The organism is Pseudomonas tolaasii NCPPB 2192, assembly GCF_002813445.1.
GTDB lineage: Bacteria > Pseudomonadota > Gammaproteobacteria > Pseudomonadales > Pseudomonadaceae > Aquipseudomonas > Aquipseudomonas tolaasii.
In genome coordinates, this window is the sequence record NZ_PHHD01000001.1 from 3,742,341 (window position 1) to 3,756,808 (window position 14,468).

The 14,468-nt window shown below is 58.6% G+C and carries 15 protein-coding genes; 6 read left to right on the forward strand and 9 right to left on the reverse strand.

All coding sequences use genetic code 11. From position 1 onward, the window contains the following. The first annotated feature begins 71 nt into the window (after positions 1 to 71). Positions 72 to 1,031: a transcriptional regulator GcvA gene (gene gcvA / locus ATI14_RS17355; RefSeq protein WP_080520319.1), complete on the forward strand. Its 960-nt coding sequence runs from the start codon at positions 72 to 74 to the stop codon at positions 1,029 to 1,031. Here the strand turns inward: gcvA and cynR are convergent. Next, entirely contained in the window at positions 968 to 1,852 is an 885-nt protein-coding gene (cynR, locus tag ATI14_RS17360) for a transcriptional regulator CynR (protein WP_016970014.1), read from the reverse strand. The genes gcvA and cynR overlap by 64 nt on opposite strands. Before the next feature lie 111 nt (positions 1,853 to 1,963). Here cynR and ATI14_RS17365 point away from each other — a divergent pair, with 111 nt between their 5' ends. Both ATI14_RS17365 and cynS read left to right on the forward strand, forming a co-directional pair. After that, complete coding sequence (locus ATI14_RS17365) at positions 1,964 to 2,632, forward strand: carbonic anhydrase (protein ID WP_080520318.1); 669 nt, start codon at positions 1,964 to 1,966, stop codon at positions 2,630 to 2,632. Between the two features lie 210 nt (positions 2,633 to 2,842). Next, on the forward strand, positions 2,843 to 3,313 hold the full coding sequence (gene cynS, locus ATI14_RS17370; RefSeq protein WP_016970012.1) for a cyanase: 471 nt from the start codon (positions 2,843 to 2,845) through the stop codon (positions 3,311 to 3,313). A gap of 89 nt (positions 3,314 to 3,402) precedes the next feature. On the opposite strand, the gene ATI14_RS17375 is transcribed toward cynS, so the two are convergent. After that, positions 3,403 to 4,431 (reverse strand): alpha/beta hydrolase family protein, encoded by a 1,029-nt coding sequence (locus ATI14_RS17375; protein WP_016970010.1) that lies wholly within the window; start codon positions 4,429 to 4,431, stop codon positions 3,403 to 3,405. Between the two features lie 145 nt (positions 4,432 to 4,576). On the opposite strand from ATI14_RS17375, the gene msrA reads away from it, so the two are divergent. Next, on the forward strand, positions 4,577 to 5,083 hold the full coding sequence (msrA, locus tag ATI14_RS17380) for a peptide-methionine (S)-S-oxide reductase MsrA (RefSeq protein ID WP_016970009.1): 507 nt from the start codon (positions 4,577 to 4,579) through the stop codon (positions 5,081 to 5,083). Between the two features lie 21 nt (positions 5,084 to 5,104). On the opposite strand, the gene ATI14_RS17385 is transcribed toward msrA, so the two are convergent. Continuing rightward, positions 5,105 to 6,166, reverse strand: coding sequence for an aldo/keto reductase (locus ATI14_RS17385; RefSeq protein ID WP_016970007.1), 1,062 nt, complete (start codon positions 6,164 to 6,166; stop codon positions 5,105 to 5,107). A gap of 203 nt (positions 6,167 to 6,369) precedes the next feature. On the opposite strand from ATI14_RS17385, the gene ATI14_RS17390 reads away from it, so the two are divergent. Continuing rightward, a complete protein-coding gene (locus tag ATI14_RS17390; RefSeq protein ID WP_016970006.1) occupies positions 6,370 to 7,281 on the forward strand; it encodes an AraC family transcriptional regulator in 912 nt (303 codons plus the stop codon). A gap of 42 nt (positions 7,282 to 7,323) precedes the next feature. Beyond that, complete coding sequence (locus tag ATI14_RS17395) at positions 7,324 to 7,857, forward strand: GNAT family N-acetyltransferase (RefSeq protein ID WP_016970005.1); 534 nt, start codon at positions 7,324 to 7,326, stop codon at positions 7,855 to 7,857. A 109-nt stretch (positions 7,858 to 7,966) separates the two neighbouring features. Here the strand turns inward: ATI14_RS17395 and ATI14_RS17400 are convergent, their stop codons facing one another. The 6 genes from ATI14_RS17400 to ATI14_RS17425 form a co-directional block, all read right to left on the reverse strand. Continuing rightward, on the reverse strand, positions 7,967 to 8,896 hold the full coding sequence (locus ATI14_RS17400; RefSeq protein ID WP_016970003.1) for a DHH family phosphoesterase: 930 nt from the start codon (positions 8,894 to 8,896) through the stop codon (positions 7,967 to 7,969). Continuing rightward, entirely contained in the window at positions 8,893 to 10,089 is a 1,197-nt protein-coding gene (locus tag ATI14_RS17405; RefSeq protein WP_016970000.1) for a cysteine desulfurase family protein, read from the reverse strand. Before ATI14_RS17405 ends, ATI14_RS17400 begins: the two co-directional genes overlap by 4 nt. A 75-nt stretch (positions 10,090 to 10,164) precedes the next feature. Further along, a complete protein-coding gene (locus ATI14_RS17410; RefSeq protein ID WP_016969998.1) occupies positions 10,165 to 10,935 on the reverse strand; it encodes a sulfite exporter TauE/SafE family protein in 771 nt (256 codons plus the stop codon). A gap of 1 nt (position 10,936) precedes the next feature. Beyond that, complete coding sequence (gene selD / locus ATI14_RS17415) at positions 10,937 to 11,986, reverse strand: selenide, water dikinase SelD (protein ID WP_016969997.1); 1,050 nt, start codon at positions 11,984 to 11,986, stop codon at positions 10,937 to 10,939. 458 nt (positions 11,987 to 12,444) lie between these two features. Next, positions 12,445 to 12,738 (reverse strand): hypothetical protein, encoded by a 294-nt coding sequence (locus ATI14_RS17420; protein ID WP_016969994.1) that lies wholly within the window; start codon positions 12,736 to 12,738, stop codon positions 12,445 to 12,447. Between the two features lie 245 nt (positions 12,739 to 12,983). After that, on the reverse strand, positions 12,984 to 14,414 hold the full coding sequence (locus ATI14_RS17425; protein ID WP_016969993.1) for an IS1182 family transposase: 1,431 nt from the start codon (positions 14,412 to 14,414) through the stop codon (positions 12,984 to 12,986). Positions 14,415 to 14,468: the final 54 nt, after the last annotated feature.

The window sequence follows — 14,468 nt, forward strand, 5'->3', positions numbered from 1 at the left end:
CTATTCTTCGCTCGGAACCAGGGCCCGACAAATCAGAATTCATTCTCCATCGTTAAAGAAAAACTTTAATCATGAACACACTCCTGCACCTTAATGCCCTCCGCGCGTTTGAAGCCGCCGCCCGGCATCAAAGCTTTTCAGGCGCCGCCAGCGAATTGCACGTGACCTCGGCCGCCGTGGGGCAACAGGTGCGCACACTGGAAGCCTGGCTGGGGGCGCCGCTGTTCAACCGTGCGTCGAGCGGGAGTGCGCGTCTGGTACTGACCGATGTGGCGCGCGATGCGTTGCCGGATATCCGTGAAGGCTTTGATCGCCTGCGCATGGGGCTGTCGCGTTTCAAGGAGGGCTCGTTGAGCACCGGGCTTACGGTGACGGTCAGCCCGGCATTCGCCGCCAAATGGCTGTTGCCGCGCATTGAGGATTTTCAACGGGTCCACCCCCGGACCGATGTGCTGCTGGACACCAACCTCAAGCCGGTGGATTTCATCGCCGAAGGCATGGATATCGGCGTGCGTTACGGCACCGGCCATTGGCCGGGGCTGGTGGCTACCAAGCTGATGGACGAGGACATGTACCCGGTCTGCGCACCCGGCTATGGGTTGCTCGAAGACGGTCGGCTCCCGCCGCACAAGCTCGAACAGGCGACGCTGATTCACGACCTGTCGATGGCGAGCGACCCCCATTACCCGACGTGGCGGACCTGGCTCGACGCATCGGGTTTTGCACACATCAATGCCGAACACGGGCTGCGCATCAATAACGCGGCGGCGGTGCTTCAGGCGGCGATTGACGGCCAGGGCCTGGCGCTGGGGCGCAGCGTCATGCTGCGGGACGATCTGGCGGCGGGCCGTTTGATCCGCCCCTTTGGCGAGGCCAGCTGCCCGCTGGCGTTCGCCTATTACATCGTGCATCGGCCGGAGGTGGCGGACCTGGAGAAAATCAAAGCCTTTCGGGAGTGGCTGCTGGCTCAAGTCTCGTCTGACGCAACCGCTTTGGCCACTTCAACAAAGGCCCGTGCGGCCGAAGACTGATAGCCGCTTTTGCGCTGCATCAGCACGGCAGTTCTTTGCAAGCGCTGCGGCGCCAATTCAATTGCACTAAGGTCCGGATGCGCCCGCGCGATGGCGGCGGGCAATACGGTCGCAAGCCCTGTCCTGCGCACCACTTCAAGCAGTGCGCCGATCACATTGGCTTCCATCACCACACGCGGGCGGATGCCGTGTTTGTTGCAGTAGCGATCAATCTGCTCGCGGGTGGCGAATTCGGTGCTGAGCAAAATCAGTGATTCGGCGCTCAACGCCTCCAGCCCGATTGTGCGTTCACCCGCCAACGGATGCTGACGTCCGACCACCAGCGCCAGGGTTTCCACCCGCAAGGGCAGGGCGTCGATGTCTTGTGCGTGTACCTCGTCAAACCCGATGCCCACATCGAGCTCGTCGGCCAGCAATTGGTTTTCCATCTGTTCCTGGGCGAGTTCGCGCACGGTCAACGTGATGTTCGGATAGCGAGCGTGAAAGGCTGCCACCAGCGGCCCGACCAGATAGGGGGTGAAGGTGGGGGTCACTGCTATGCGCAACGCGCCGCGGCTGAGGTCGCCCACGTCGTGGAGTGCGCGTTTGCCTTCCTGCAGTTGCTGCGCAGCACGCAGGGCATAACGCAGGTAAACCTCGCCGGCATCGGTGAGGCGGGTTTTGCGCCCGGAACGGTCGAACAACTGCGCGCCAAGGCTTTCTTCCAGTTGCCGCACTTGCTGTGACAGGGCCGGCTGCGACACGTGCAAGGCCGCAGCAGCCTTGGTGAAACCTTCGTGTTGCGCCACGGCCAGGAAGTATTGGAGGTGTCGTGCAAGCATGTCTCTGCCCATAAGATTATCGAATGCAGGTGATCAGGTATGAGACTTTTACCTTATTTGATGGGCTGCGTAACCTTTGATCCATCGCTTCGCGGCTCAAAGGAGTCACCCATGAAAGACATCATCGACGGTTTCCTGAAATTCCAGCGCAACGCCTTTCCCGAGCGTGCAGGGCTGTTCAAAGACCTCGCCAACAGGCAGAGCCCGCGTGCGCTGTTTATCTCCTGCTCCGATAGCCGCCTCGTGCCGGAACTGGTGACCCAGCGCGAGCCGGGCGACCTGTTTGTGATTCGCAATGCGGGCAATATCGTGCCGTCCTACGGCCCTGAGCCGGGCGGGGTGTCGGCCTCGGTGGAGTACGCCGTGGCGGCGTTGCAGGTCAGCGACATCGTGATTTGCGGGCACTCGGACTGCGGCGCGATGACCGCCATTGCTACGTGCAAATGCCTCGACCACATGCCCGCCGTGGCCGCCTGGCTGCGCTACGCCGACTCGGGCCGCGTGGTGAACGAAGCCCGAAAGCATCAGGACCTGCAGGCCAAGGTGGCCTCCATGGTGCGTGAAAACGTGATCGCGCAACTGGCCAATATCCAGACCCACCCCTCGGTGCGCCTCGCCCTCGAGGAACAGCGCGTGACACTGCATGGCTGGGTCTATGACATCGAAACCGGTTGCATTCAGGCCGTTGATGGTCGTACCGGCCAGTTCGTGCCCCTTGCCGACAACCCGGATGTACGCGCTGTTTCACATCGAGCCGGTCAGCCTTCTGAAGGGAGATAGTCCAACCCCCACAGAACCCCTGTGGGAGCTGTCGAGCCCCAGCGAGGCTGTGAAGGCGGCGGCACAGGCGACATAGGTAGTGGCAGTTCCGCCGCTTTCGCAGGCAAGCCAGCTCCCGCATTTGAGCGGTGGTGTTCTAACGATGGTGGATGTTCACCCCTCAGTCACAGCCGGTTTTAACCCTTATTTTTCACCCACGGAGATAACCCCATGATCCAGTCGCAAATCAGTCAGAACTCCCGCCTTGCCCTGACCGACGTCATTTTGTTGGCCAAGGCCCGCAAAGACCTGTCGTTCGCTCAAATCGCCGAAGGCACCGGCCTGTCCGAGGCGTTCGTCACCGCCGCCTTGCTCGGCCAGCATCCGCTGCCGGCCAGCGCTGCCCAGGCGGTCGCCGACACCCTGGGCCTGGATGCCGACGCGGTCGCCTTGCTGCAAACCATCCCGCTGCGTGGCAGCCTCGGCAATGGCATTCCGACCGACCCGACGATCTACCGTTTCTACGAGATGATTCAGGTCTATGGCACCACGCTGAAGGCCTTGGTGCATGAGAAGTTCGGCGACGGCATTATCAGCGCCATCAACTTCAAGCTTGAGGTTAAAAAGGTCGTGGACCCGGACGGCGGTTCGCGTGCGGTGATCACGCTGGATGGCAAGTATTTGCCGACCAAGCCGTTCTGATTGCACAGCAAAAGACCCGGCGCCGTCAGGCGACCGGGTCTTGTGCATTGGCTGCGTTTTCTGAAATGGATGTTTCGAGTGATCGGGGGCTATTTCGCCAGAAATTCGGTAATCAACCCGATCACCTGCTGCTGAATCACCTCCCGTGGCCGGGCGCCTTTGCCGTCCAGGCAGATCATGCCATCGCCCGGCGAACCCTCTTCAATCAGCTCAATTGCCCCCGGCTTGCATATCGACATAAAACTGAAGTGGTTGGCGTCGGGGATATCCACATAGGTCGTCGAAGCTTTGGGTAGCCGCCTGGCCAGGTCGGCGGACTCCAGTTCGGCAGGCATATCCTCCGAGGGCGCGCCGCCGGCAATGAGCAGCGTCGGCACCGTCAGTGCGGCCAGGCTGGCGTCGGTGAAGCCACGGGACAGGCCCAGGTCCAGGGACACAATGGCGGTGACGCGCTTGTCGCTCAAATCGGCGGCCAAGTGCGCCTTCAGGGCCGGCGTCCCGGCGGGGTTCATCTCTTGGTAGGCGATGCACCCGCCCAGTTTGGGGTGCAGTTTGCAGTCGCGGCTGAACAGGTCGGGGTCGAAGCGGGCGCCGGCGATTTCCAGTACCGTCCAGCCGCCGAGGGAATGGCCGATGGCGGCAATCCGCGTGTTCTCGACTGCGCCAAATTGTTGCGGCTGCGCCAGTACCGCATCGATCGCGCGGCTCAGGTCGCCGGGGCGCTTCCAGACGTGTGCGGCGACTTCAGGGGTTCGATCTTTGGTGGTGGTGCCGGGGTGATTGACCGCCGCCACGATGTATCCCTTGTGCGCTAATGCACTGGCCAGCCACACCTGTTTACCCCAGTTGCCGCCGTAACCATGGGACAGCACGACCAGGGGATGCGCCCCTGCAGCCGGCGGTGCGTCGGGAACGCCAGGGGCGCCCACGAACACCACGGTGTCGGCGATCAGCTCGGGTTTGGCGGTTGTTGCAGCGGGATACCAAACCACCAGTTGCAGTGGACGGTTGTTCTGTACGTCGGGGAGGGTGGCGGTGCGGAAACCGACGGGGCTTTCTTCAGCGAGAGCCGGGGCGGCCAGGCACAGCAGAAACAGGGCGGTGAGGGCGTTTTTCACTGTTGTTATCGTCCTTGATTTTTTGTGGACGCATCATGAACTTAACGCCGTGCCTTTTGCAGCCCCTGCGTACAAAAAACGTTAGTCCTTGGTATCCGCCAACCCGTCCCCATAACTACACCCGTATCCACTGAGGTGACCGACCATGACCAACCCGACCGAAACCGCCATCCTCGCCGGCGGCTGCTTCTGGGGCATGCAAGACCTGTTGCGCCGCTACCCCGGCGTGCTGCGCACGCGCGTCGGCTATACCGGCGGCGATGTGCCGAATGCCACCTACCGCAACCACGGCAACCACGCCGAAGCGATTGAAATCGTGTTTGACCCGGCCGTGATCAGCTACCGGCAGATTCTCGAATTCTTCTTCCAGATCCACGACCCCAGCACGCCCAACCGCCAGGGCAATGACCGGGGCCCCAGCTACCGCTCGGCGATTTACTACCTGAGCGAACAACAACGCGACATCGCCGAAGACACCGCCGCCGACGTCGACGCCTCGAAGCTGTGGCCGGGCCGGGTGGTCACTGAGATCGAACCGGCGGGCCCGTTCTGGGAAGCGGAGCCCGAGCACCAGGATTACCTGGAGCGCATTCCCAACGGGTACACCTGCCACTTCATCCGGCCGAACTGGAAGCTGCCCAAGCGCGGATGAAACCTGGCAGGCCCCAGCGGGTCAGGACGTGTGGGCCGTCGCGGCGTCCCACAGGTCCGTCTCGCCGAAACGGTCGGCGCCCTGGGTTTCGACCATCCAGCCGGGGTATTCGCGCGGCAGCTCGCTGACCTCATCCAGCTGGCGCATGTCATCGGCGGTGAGCGTCAGGTCGATGGCGGCGAGGTTGTCCGCCAACTGATCCAGCCGTTTGGCGCCGATCAGCACTGACGTCACCGCCGGCTTGGCCAGCAACCAGGCCAGTGCGACGCGGGCCGGGCTGCAGCCATGGGCCTGCGCAATCGGGCGCAGCACGTCGATCACCTTCCAGCCACGTTCCTTGTCCACCACCGGGAAATCAAAGCCTGAGCGCCGCGCGCCTTCGGGTGATGGGGTTTCGCGGCTGTACTTGCCCGACAGCAGGCCGCCCGCAAGTGGGCTCCAGATCAGCAATCCCATTTTCTCGGCCTCCAGCAGCGGCACCAGTTCGCGCTCAAGGTCGCGCCCGGCCACCGAGTAATACGCCTGCAAACATTCGAACCGCGCAAGCCCGGCGCGGGCGGCAATGCCCTGCGCGGTCGCGAGCCGCCACGCCTGCCAGTTGGACACACCGACGTAACGCACCTTGCCCTGCCGTACCAGGTCATCGAGGGCGCGCAGGGTTTCGTCCAGCGGCGTGAGCGAGTCTGTGGCGTGAATCTGGTAGAGGTCGATATGGTCAGTGCCGAGCCGTTTCAGGCTGGCGTGCACCGCGTCCATGATGTGCCCGCGGGAGGCGCCCACCTGGTTTTTCCCCGGCCCCATGCGCCCGGCGACCTTGGTGGCCAGCACATAATCGCTGCGGGCCAGGCCCAGGTTGCGAAACGACTGGCCGAGGATCTGCTCGCTCTCGCCGCCTGAATAAATGTCGGCGGTGTCGAAGAAATTGATCCCCGCGTCCAGGCTGGCCTTGACCTGCTCATCCGCCGCGCTTTGCCCCACGGCGCCAATATGTTTATAGATGCCGGTGCCACTGCTGAAGGTCATCGTGCCCAGGCACAGCTGCGAGACGATGAGGCCGGTGTTGCCCAGTTGTTTGTATTTCATCACGAACTCCTGCGGTCAATCGGACAAGGCAGGGCGGCGTAAGGCCGACCCCGTTTCGAGGTTTATCCTCGGCCCGGTGCGGCGCGGGTCGGTAGCACGCTTGTCCCGGATGCTTGCACGATCGTCCAGAGGCGTGGACGCCTGGCTTTCGCCCTCGGCCAAATCATGAGAAAACGGCTGCATGTCCCAACCGGTGAACCTGCATGACCCCACTGACCAGCTTCGCCCGCCTGATTTCACGCCAGACCCCAACCGACGGCACCTTCGACACGCCGGTGGCCGGGGTGAAGCTGATCCGCTGGTCGGTGCCGAGCGAGCCGATGCCGGTGATCTACGAGCCCACCGTGTGCCTGGTCGCCCAGGGCCGAAAGCGCGCGAGCGTGGGCACCGTGTCCTATGTCTATGATCAGGCGCGCCACCTCATCGCCTCCGTCGCCCAGCCGGTTATGGGCTCGGTGATTGAGGCAAGCACGGCCGAGCCCTACCTGTGCCTGCAGATCGACCTGGATATCAAGGAAATCGCCGAACTGGTCATGCGCCATCCCGGCGGCATGAGCGCCGCCGCGCCGGCCTCGGGCCTGTCACTCAACGAAACCTCACCGGTGCTGCTCGACGCTGCCACGCGGCTGGTGGCGCTGTTCGAAACCCCCGCCGACGTACCCGCGCTGGCGCCGATGGTGCTGCGCGAAATCTACTACCGGCTGCTCACCGGCCCCGGCGGCGGCACCCTGCGCCACATGGCGCACGCCAACAGCCGGCTCAACCAGATCGCCCGCGCCGTGGTGTGGATCCGCCAACACTTTCGCCAGGCTTGCCGAATCGAACAGGCCGCCGACGTCGCCGGCATGAGCCGCTCAAACTTCCACCTGCACTTTCGCGCCGTCACCTCGCTCAGCCCGCTCGAATTCCGCACCCAACTGCGCATGCAAGAAGCCCGCAGGCTGATGCTCGCCGAAGGCGCCGACGCCGCCAGCGCAGGCTTCGAAGTCGGCTACAACAGCCCCTCTCAATTCAACCGCGACTACGCCCGACTGTTCGGCGCGCCCCCGGCCCGGGACGTGGAACACCTGCGCGCAAGCAGAGGCGGCAGCGCGGCTGGCGTCATCGAGTTGTGATAAACACACAGGCACCCTCAACGTTGACCAAGGACGATTTCAATGATTCGCCACGCCCAACCCACCGACGCCAACGCCATCGCCCATGTACACGTCAGCAGTTGGCAGGCGGCTTACCGCGACCTGATGCCTGCCCAATACCTGGATTCGCTGGGCACTACCCTGGCCAAACGCGAAGCGCACTGGGCTCACGCGATTGAAGCGGGGGAGCCGTGCGTATTCGTTGCTGAGGTGAACGGGCAAGTGGTGGGGTGGATCGCCGTGGGGGCCAGCCGGGATGAGGATGTTGAGGGGCGCAAGGTGGGAGAGGTCATGGCCATTTATGTGCTGGCGGCCTATTGGCAAACGGGAGTGGGGTTGGCGTTGTGGCAGGCGGGTGTGGCGTGGTTGGCGGGGCAGGGGTTTGAGGCGTTGACGCTGTGGGTGTTGAGCGGGAATGCCCGGGCTATTCGGTTTTACCGTGGGGTGGGGTGTGGGGAGGATGTGGGGAGTGAGCGGGGGTTGGAGAGGGGGGGAGTGGGGTTGGTGGAGGTGAGGTATCGGTTGGCCCTTATTCAATCAAGTCAGGCGACGTGAAGATGTTTGAAGCTAAGCAGGCCAGTGTTGTGAGTATGAAGTTTGAGCCCGCTTCACCGATTAATTGTGCAATCGGTGAAGCGGGCCGGGTTTAAGTGCCATGTTTTTCCTACGTTGTTTCGGTTGTCGCGAAGCGCTCCAATCCCAACTTCAACAATTCCTTACGTAGCAGCGGGCGCTCAAGCACAGCCATTCCCGCCTGCCATTCGATCGACAGCAAACGGCTTAACTTTTGTTGGCTGACCAAGGATTCGGCCAAAAAGTAGCTTTTGCACTCGCGAATGCTGATGACGTTCAACAGCCAGTCTCCACCCTGCGTCGCCAGCCAGTGAGCGATCGTTGAGCGATGTGTTCGCATGAGCGCACTGGCATCCCACACCGCCATCTGCGCGAAAACCTGCGGCAGATTGCTGTCGGCTTTCAGCCGCTTCAAATCAACCGCCAACGCACCAATCAGGTCTGACTCGATAGTGGCTTGACACTCGGCGAAATACCGCTCGGGCCAGTCCGTTTCCAGTTTCGCCCGCCATGCGAGGGCTTCATAAGCCCGGATATCCGATTGAGTGGTCAACTGCCCGGTGAAATTCAGGGTATTGTCCAGAATTGCCGTGGCCAGCAACGCAGCACTTTTTTCGCTGATCAGCGGCAACCGCTCTGCCGCTTCCCAACGCTGAAAAATCAGGGTCGCCGCTGCGCCGATCGGCAGGATATCTGACGTAGATCCGAGCCTCTGCGCCCAATAATTTTCAAAGCCAGGATGATGGTCGATGACTTCCACCACCTGTTCAAGCACCACCAGCGGGTCGAAATGGTGGTAGTCGGAGACATCCACCAACACAAACTCATCACCCGCTCTCGGCAGATAATCGTCCAGAGAAGATTGCCATCCGAGCACGGTCCTGGAAATGCTGGCATTGAGCGGGGCGCTACTGACGGCCCGAGCTTCAACGCCTTGGTGATTCAACAGCTCGGCGTACGCAATGCAACAGGCATACGCGTCGATGTCCAGGTACGCCGAACCGGAGGTCACCACCCTCATAACTCGTGGTTCCCAGTGCGAGCTGCCGAGCCCGTCCTGGACAGCTTCAGCGCTTGGGAGATACCTTCCAGAATCCGCTTATACGCGAATTGACACTGATTTTCGTCGATGGAAATACGCACCGTGGCCCCGGCGATCCGGTCGGAATATCCCAGTTGTGTAACCGTGTTGGACAGGCTCAGTTTCTTGTCCGAGCATGCCGACCCCCCGGTTATGTAGATCGACTGCATGTTCAAGGCCCACTGCAGTTTTTTTGTATTAACCCCTGGCAATGCAACAAAACTCACACACGGTACACGCGGTGCTTGCTGACCGATCACGACCACTTCACCCAGCATCGCTTGCAGCGCAAGTTCAAACGTTTCCCGGCTCTGTTGTACTGCGACTTCACCGGTGCCGTATGTGTGCTGTTTCTCCTGCAGCGCGGTTTCAATCGAAAGAATGCCCGGATAATTCTGAGTACCGCCGCGCAATCCACCTTCCTGACCGCCGCCAGCAATCAATGGCGACAACCCGTAGCGACTTCTTGCGTACAGGAAGCCGGCGCCGGGCAATGCTCCGAACTTGTGTCCTGACGCAATGGCGAAATCGACGCCGGATGCATGCAGATCCACAGGGATTTTGCCGATGGCCTGGGTCATGTCCGAAAACAGCAACCCACCCCGAGCCTTCACTTGTCGGGCGATTTCTTCGATCGGTTGAATTACGCCCGTTTCGTTGTGCACTGCCATAACGCAAACCAATATCGGGCGACCGGTATGGGCCTGGAGCAACTGCGCCAATTGTTCGGTGTCGAGCAGTCCGTTCATTTTGTGCCCGATCGCCATGGCTTGCAGGCCTTCCAGACCGTAGCGGTTTATGTTCTGCAGGGTGCAGGAGTGTTCGATCGCTGAGTACAACACCAAGGGTTGCTCATGTTTGTAGCGTTCGAAAAAACCATGAAACACCTGGGCACAGCCCTCACTGGATCCGCTGTTGAAAATCAGGCAATCGGCGTCCACTTTCAACAGGCTGGCGATGTTGCCGCGCGCCCGTTCGACGCGTTCGAGCAACTGAACGCCGAGGGCGTGATTGGCATTGGGGTTGGCGCATTGGCGGTTCGAAAATAGCGCCTGAAGCATGTTGCTGACACCCTTTGAAACAGGTGCCGAACCACAGATGTCGGCATAAATTGCATCCACAGCAATATCCATATCAAAACACTTCCAGGTTTTCTGTTTTATGTCATTCAAAATGATGCTTGCAACATGCGAACAGAGACTCACCGGTCAAATAAGCAAGCGCAGCATGAGCTGGATTGAGCACAGCAAAATGAAAGCATTCAGCGCCTGTTTCAGATGCCGCGGGTCCAGCCGATGAGAAAGCATGGCGCCGAGGAAGCCACCCACCACTATCCCCAGTACCAATTCACCGGTGTAGCCGAGGAAGTCCATGGATGAACCGACTCTGCCGAATAACGCCCCACTGGCTCCGATAATACCGATCAGCGCCGAGGTCGAAATGGCTTGCTTTATCTGCAGGCCAAACAAGCTGATCAGTACAGGCAGGTAGATGAACCCGCCCCCTTGCCCGACCAACCCGCACAATACGCCAAGCACCAGCCCTATCAGTGGTAACGACAGCGATGGATGGTCGCAGAACAGGGCCACCGGTTTATGGAACAGGTACGTCACCAGCAGTGACATCAACCCCAGCAGTCCGAACACAAACAGGATGAAGTCTTCGCTGAATGCCTCAGCATGAAGCGAGGCAAAAAAGTTGGCGACAGCCATTGGTATGGCAAAGCTTCTGATCACTCTCCAATCCGGCTGGAACTTGATGCGGTGCAGCGCGAACGACACGAGGGACGAAAAGAAACCCTGTGCGGAAGACAGTCCTGTCACGACTTCAATCGGCAGTTTCTGACCGGACAATATCGGGTAAATGAGCACCAGCAGAGGCGTCACGATGATGCCCCCACCGATACCGAACAACCCTGACATGAAGCCAGCCATCACGCCCACACCGACCATAACCGGGTAGATTGTCACGGCTACCATCTCAGTAAACCTTGATCTTGCCGGTCCCTTCCGTCATCCGACCAATAATAATCAGGTCAGGGCAAAGCGCCTGCCACCTCTGACGATTCTGTTCAAATCCTTCGGCACTCACAGTGAATAGCAAGCCGCCATTCGTTTGCGGATCATGCAACAGAAACTTTTTAGCTAATGGAAGATCAGCCAGGTACTCCACGTTCTGCGCGTACTTTTTAATGTTAGAAAAAATACCGCTGTCAGCCGACGTCACCGCCACCGCCAATGACTCCGTGCCGTCATAAAAAACCAGGCTGCCCGTATTCAGGTCAACATCCAGTTGCCCAAGCCCGACCAACTCACTGATATGGCCGATCAATCCAAACCCAGTGATATCAGTCAAACTGCTGACCTCAGGGGTTTCGCTCAGCGTACGGCCGAACGCGTTGTCGCCGGTAATCCGTGCAAGGGTCGACGCAGCAATATCTTCTTGTTCAATCACTCCGGTCTTCAGGGCATTGGCGAGGATGCCGACACCGATCGGACGCGTCATAACCAGCAAGTCACCGACCCTGGCCGTGTTATTTTTCTTTAAACGGTGTTTTTCCACCTCACCAATGATCGAGAAACCGTACAAGGGCTGACTGTTCTTGATCGTATGGCCACCGACGATGCTGACATTGAACTTGTTCATCACTGACTGGGCGCCGAGGATCATCTGCGTTACTTGCTCGACTGAAACCAATTCCGGGTCGAACGCCATGATCGAGTTGGCGATAAGCGGGCTCCCGCCTGAAGCAAAGATATCGCTTACAGCATTGCTGGCTGCCAATTGGCCAAAGACAAAAGGATCGTTGACTATCGGGGAGAAAAAATCGGTGGTGAATAAAAGATATTTTTCACCTGCATCATAGACGGCGCAATCGTCAGAAGACTCAAAACCCATTACCACCTTGTCATCCGAGACCGTATTGGCTGCTGCAGTTTGCGACAGAATGTTCGTTAAAACACTGGATGGAATCTTGCACCCGCACCCACCACTCTCAGATTGATCCATAATCTGACAAAACGTCGACATCGATTTTCCTTAAAATCCATTTTCCATTATTAAAACAGCATTTTAGCGAGCTAAAACATACCGTTCCGTCTTGTTTTCGCCGACAAAACTCGCAGGTTTTCATTGCAGAAATATGACTGATTGGAGGCATTTTGAAGTCAGTCGGAGGTCGGCGCGCAATGGTTTATGAATTATCGACTCACTGCTCTACCTTGCTGAATTGAGCGAAGGTAAATGAAGCTGCTCTCTGCGGACGGTACTGGACCGCCCGCTCGAGCAAGCCCGGACGTAAACGCCAATTTGCCGAGCCAACAGGTTGATCAAAGAAAAAAGGGGGGGCTCCTCGGATACATCATGCTGGTGATTCGTTTCCTGACGCCTGCGGCTCCTCAATAATTGCTGGACAGAGTGCGCAGTCGGCCAGATACAGACATCCGTGACGGGGAGCATTCAGCTCGAAGTAGCCTCCCGCACGGTAGTTACGTCAGCTTTTCAATCAAAATCGAGGTGGCTGTGATCGTTATATCTCCAAAATCACCTTCAAGGGATAGAACATTATCAACGATGTTTATCCCTTCAAGCTCTCCGAGTTCGCTGGAGTTTTGAACGTTAAGAGCACCAAGCCTGATCGTTAGCTCAGTGCCGTCCGCGTTCCATGCCATCAGCTTGTTTCTGGTCCCGTCACCCAGTCTGACAATCATCTCGAAATAGCGATGGGCATGATCAACTTTGATCGATAAGACATTGCTTTCTTCAAGTACGTGAACATTCATGATGAAACTTCTTTTGTTCAAATCCGCATCCTACTAGATGCCACTATAGGCGAATACATGCGTCTGAAATGAAGGTCCGCTTCTGGCCCAGAGTGTGTAAAAACGCTCATAACCTGATCGTCTTGAGCCATTGACGTTCGTTGGCTGAGCGATCGCACGGTCAATGCTTCGAGTCGCATCGGTCGCGACCTGGAACACGTAACGCTGTTTTTACAGCCTCTGGGATGGGCCAAAACCAGCCTTTTTTATGGCGACAGCGCCTTCATTAAACCGTTAGCACCAATGATTTTCATGACCCGTTTCAAGTTGTAGGCGAGCACATTCAAACTCATCTCCGCGCTCACCCCGGCCAGCTTTCGGCTCAGGAAGTGCGTCGCACCCATCCATTGTTTGAGCGTCCCGAAGGGATGCTCAACAGTCCGTTTTCGGACTCGCATCATCTCCGGTGCTTTGCTCAGCCGAAGCTGTATCTCCTCCAATATGGCTTCATGCTCCCAGCGTCGAACTCGTCGTTCCGTGCTCGGTGTGCACTGCAATTTCAACGCGCAGCCCTGGCATTTCGAACTCCAGTAACGATGCAGCTTCAGGCCTTTTTCAACGTAGGAATAGTGCCAGATCAGCGCCTCTCCAGCCGGGCAAATGTATTCGTTCTTTGCCGAGTCATAGATGAAGGCATCGTTATTGAAACGCCCGTCAGCCTTGGCTCCAGAGGTTATCGGCTTGGGTACATAGGCGGTGATGCCTGCATCGTGACAAGCCAGGATTTGCTCGCTTTTGAAGTAACCTCGGTCAGCCACTACCGACAACGCATCTGACGCCATCGCCTCGCGGGCTTGCATAGCCATCGAGCTGAGTTGATCGCGGTCGGAACCAACGTTGGTCACCTCGTGCGCAACGATCAAATGGTGCTGCGTATCGACCGCTGTCTGCACGTTATAGCCAACAATTCCCGTGCCGCGCGTCATCATGGATCGGCTGTCTGGATCGGTCAGTGAGACCTGCTTATCCGGTGAATCATTGAGCTGAATCTCGATCGCCTGAAGCTCTTTCATTTGAATTTTGAGCTTGGCGATTTTCTTTTTCAGTCGCACGGCGCTGGGCTCGGTAGCTGTTGGTTCTTGCCGATCAGCAGCATCGAGTGCCGTCAGGTAACGGTTGATGCTCGATTCAATTTCTTCCATTCGCCGCTTCAGTTTGGCGCTGGTGAAATTGCGGTCGCGGTTGTTGACGGCTTTAAATTTGCTGCCATCGATGGCGACCAGATGCTCTCCGAACAGTCCCAACTGGTGACACAACACGACGAACTGGCGGCAGACGCCTCGGATGGCTTTACTGTTGTCTTTTCGGAAGTTGGCGATGGTCTTGAAGTCCGGCATCAAACGCCCGGTCAACCACATCAGTTCGACGTTGCGTTGGGCTTCTCGCTCCAAACGTCGACTCGACTGGATGCGGTTGAGATAGCCGTAGATGTAGATCTTCAGCAGGATTGCAGGGTGGTAAGCAGGCCGGCCAGTATCGGCTGGGATCGCACCTTCAAAACCCAGATTGACCAAGTCTAGTTCGTCGACGAAGGCGTCGACTACGCGCACCGGATTGGTATCGCTGACGTAGTCGTCGAGGCTAGCCGGAAGTAAGGTGCCTTGGCCTCGATGTTCACCTTGAATAAAGCGCTTCATGGGCGATCCCTGCGATGAAATCCTCAGAAATCATAGCAAGGGTTCGCAAAAGCG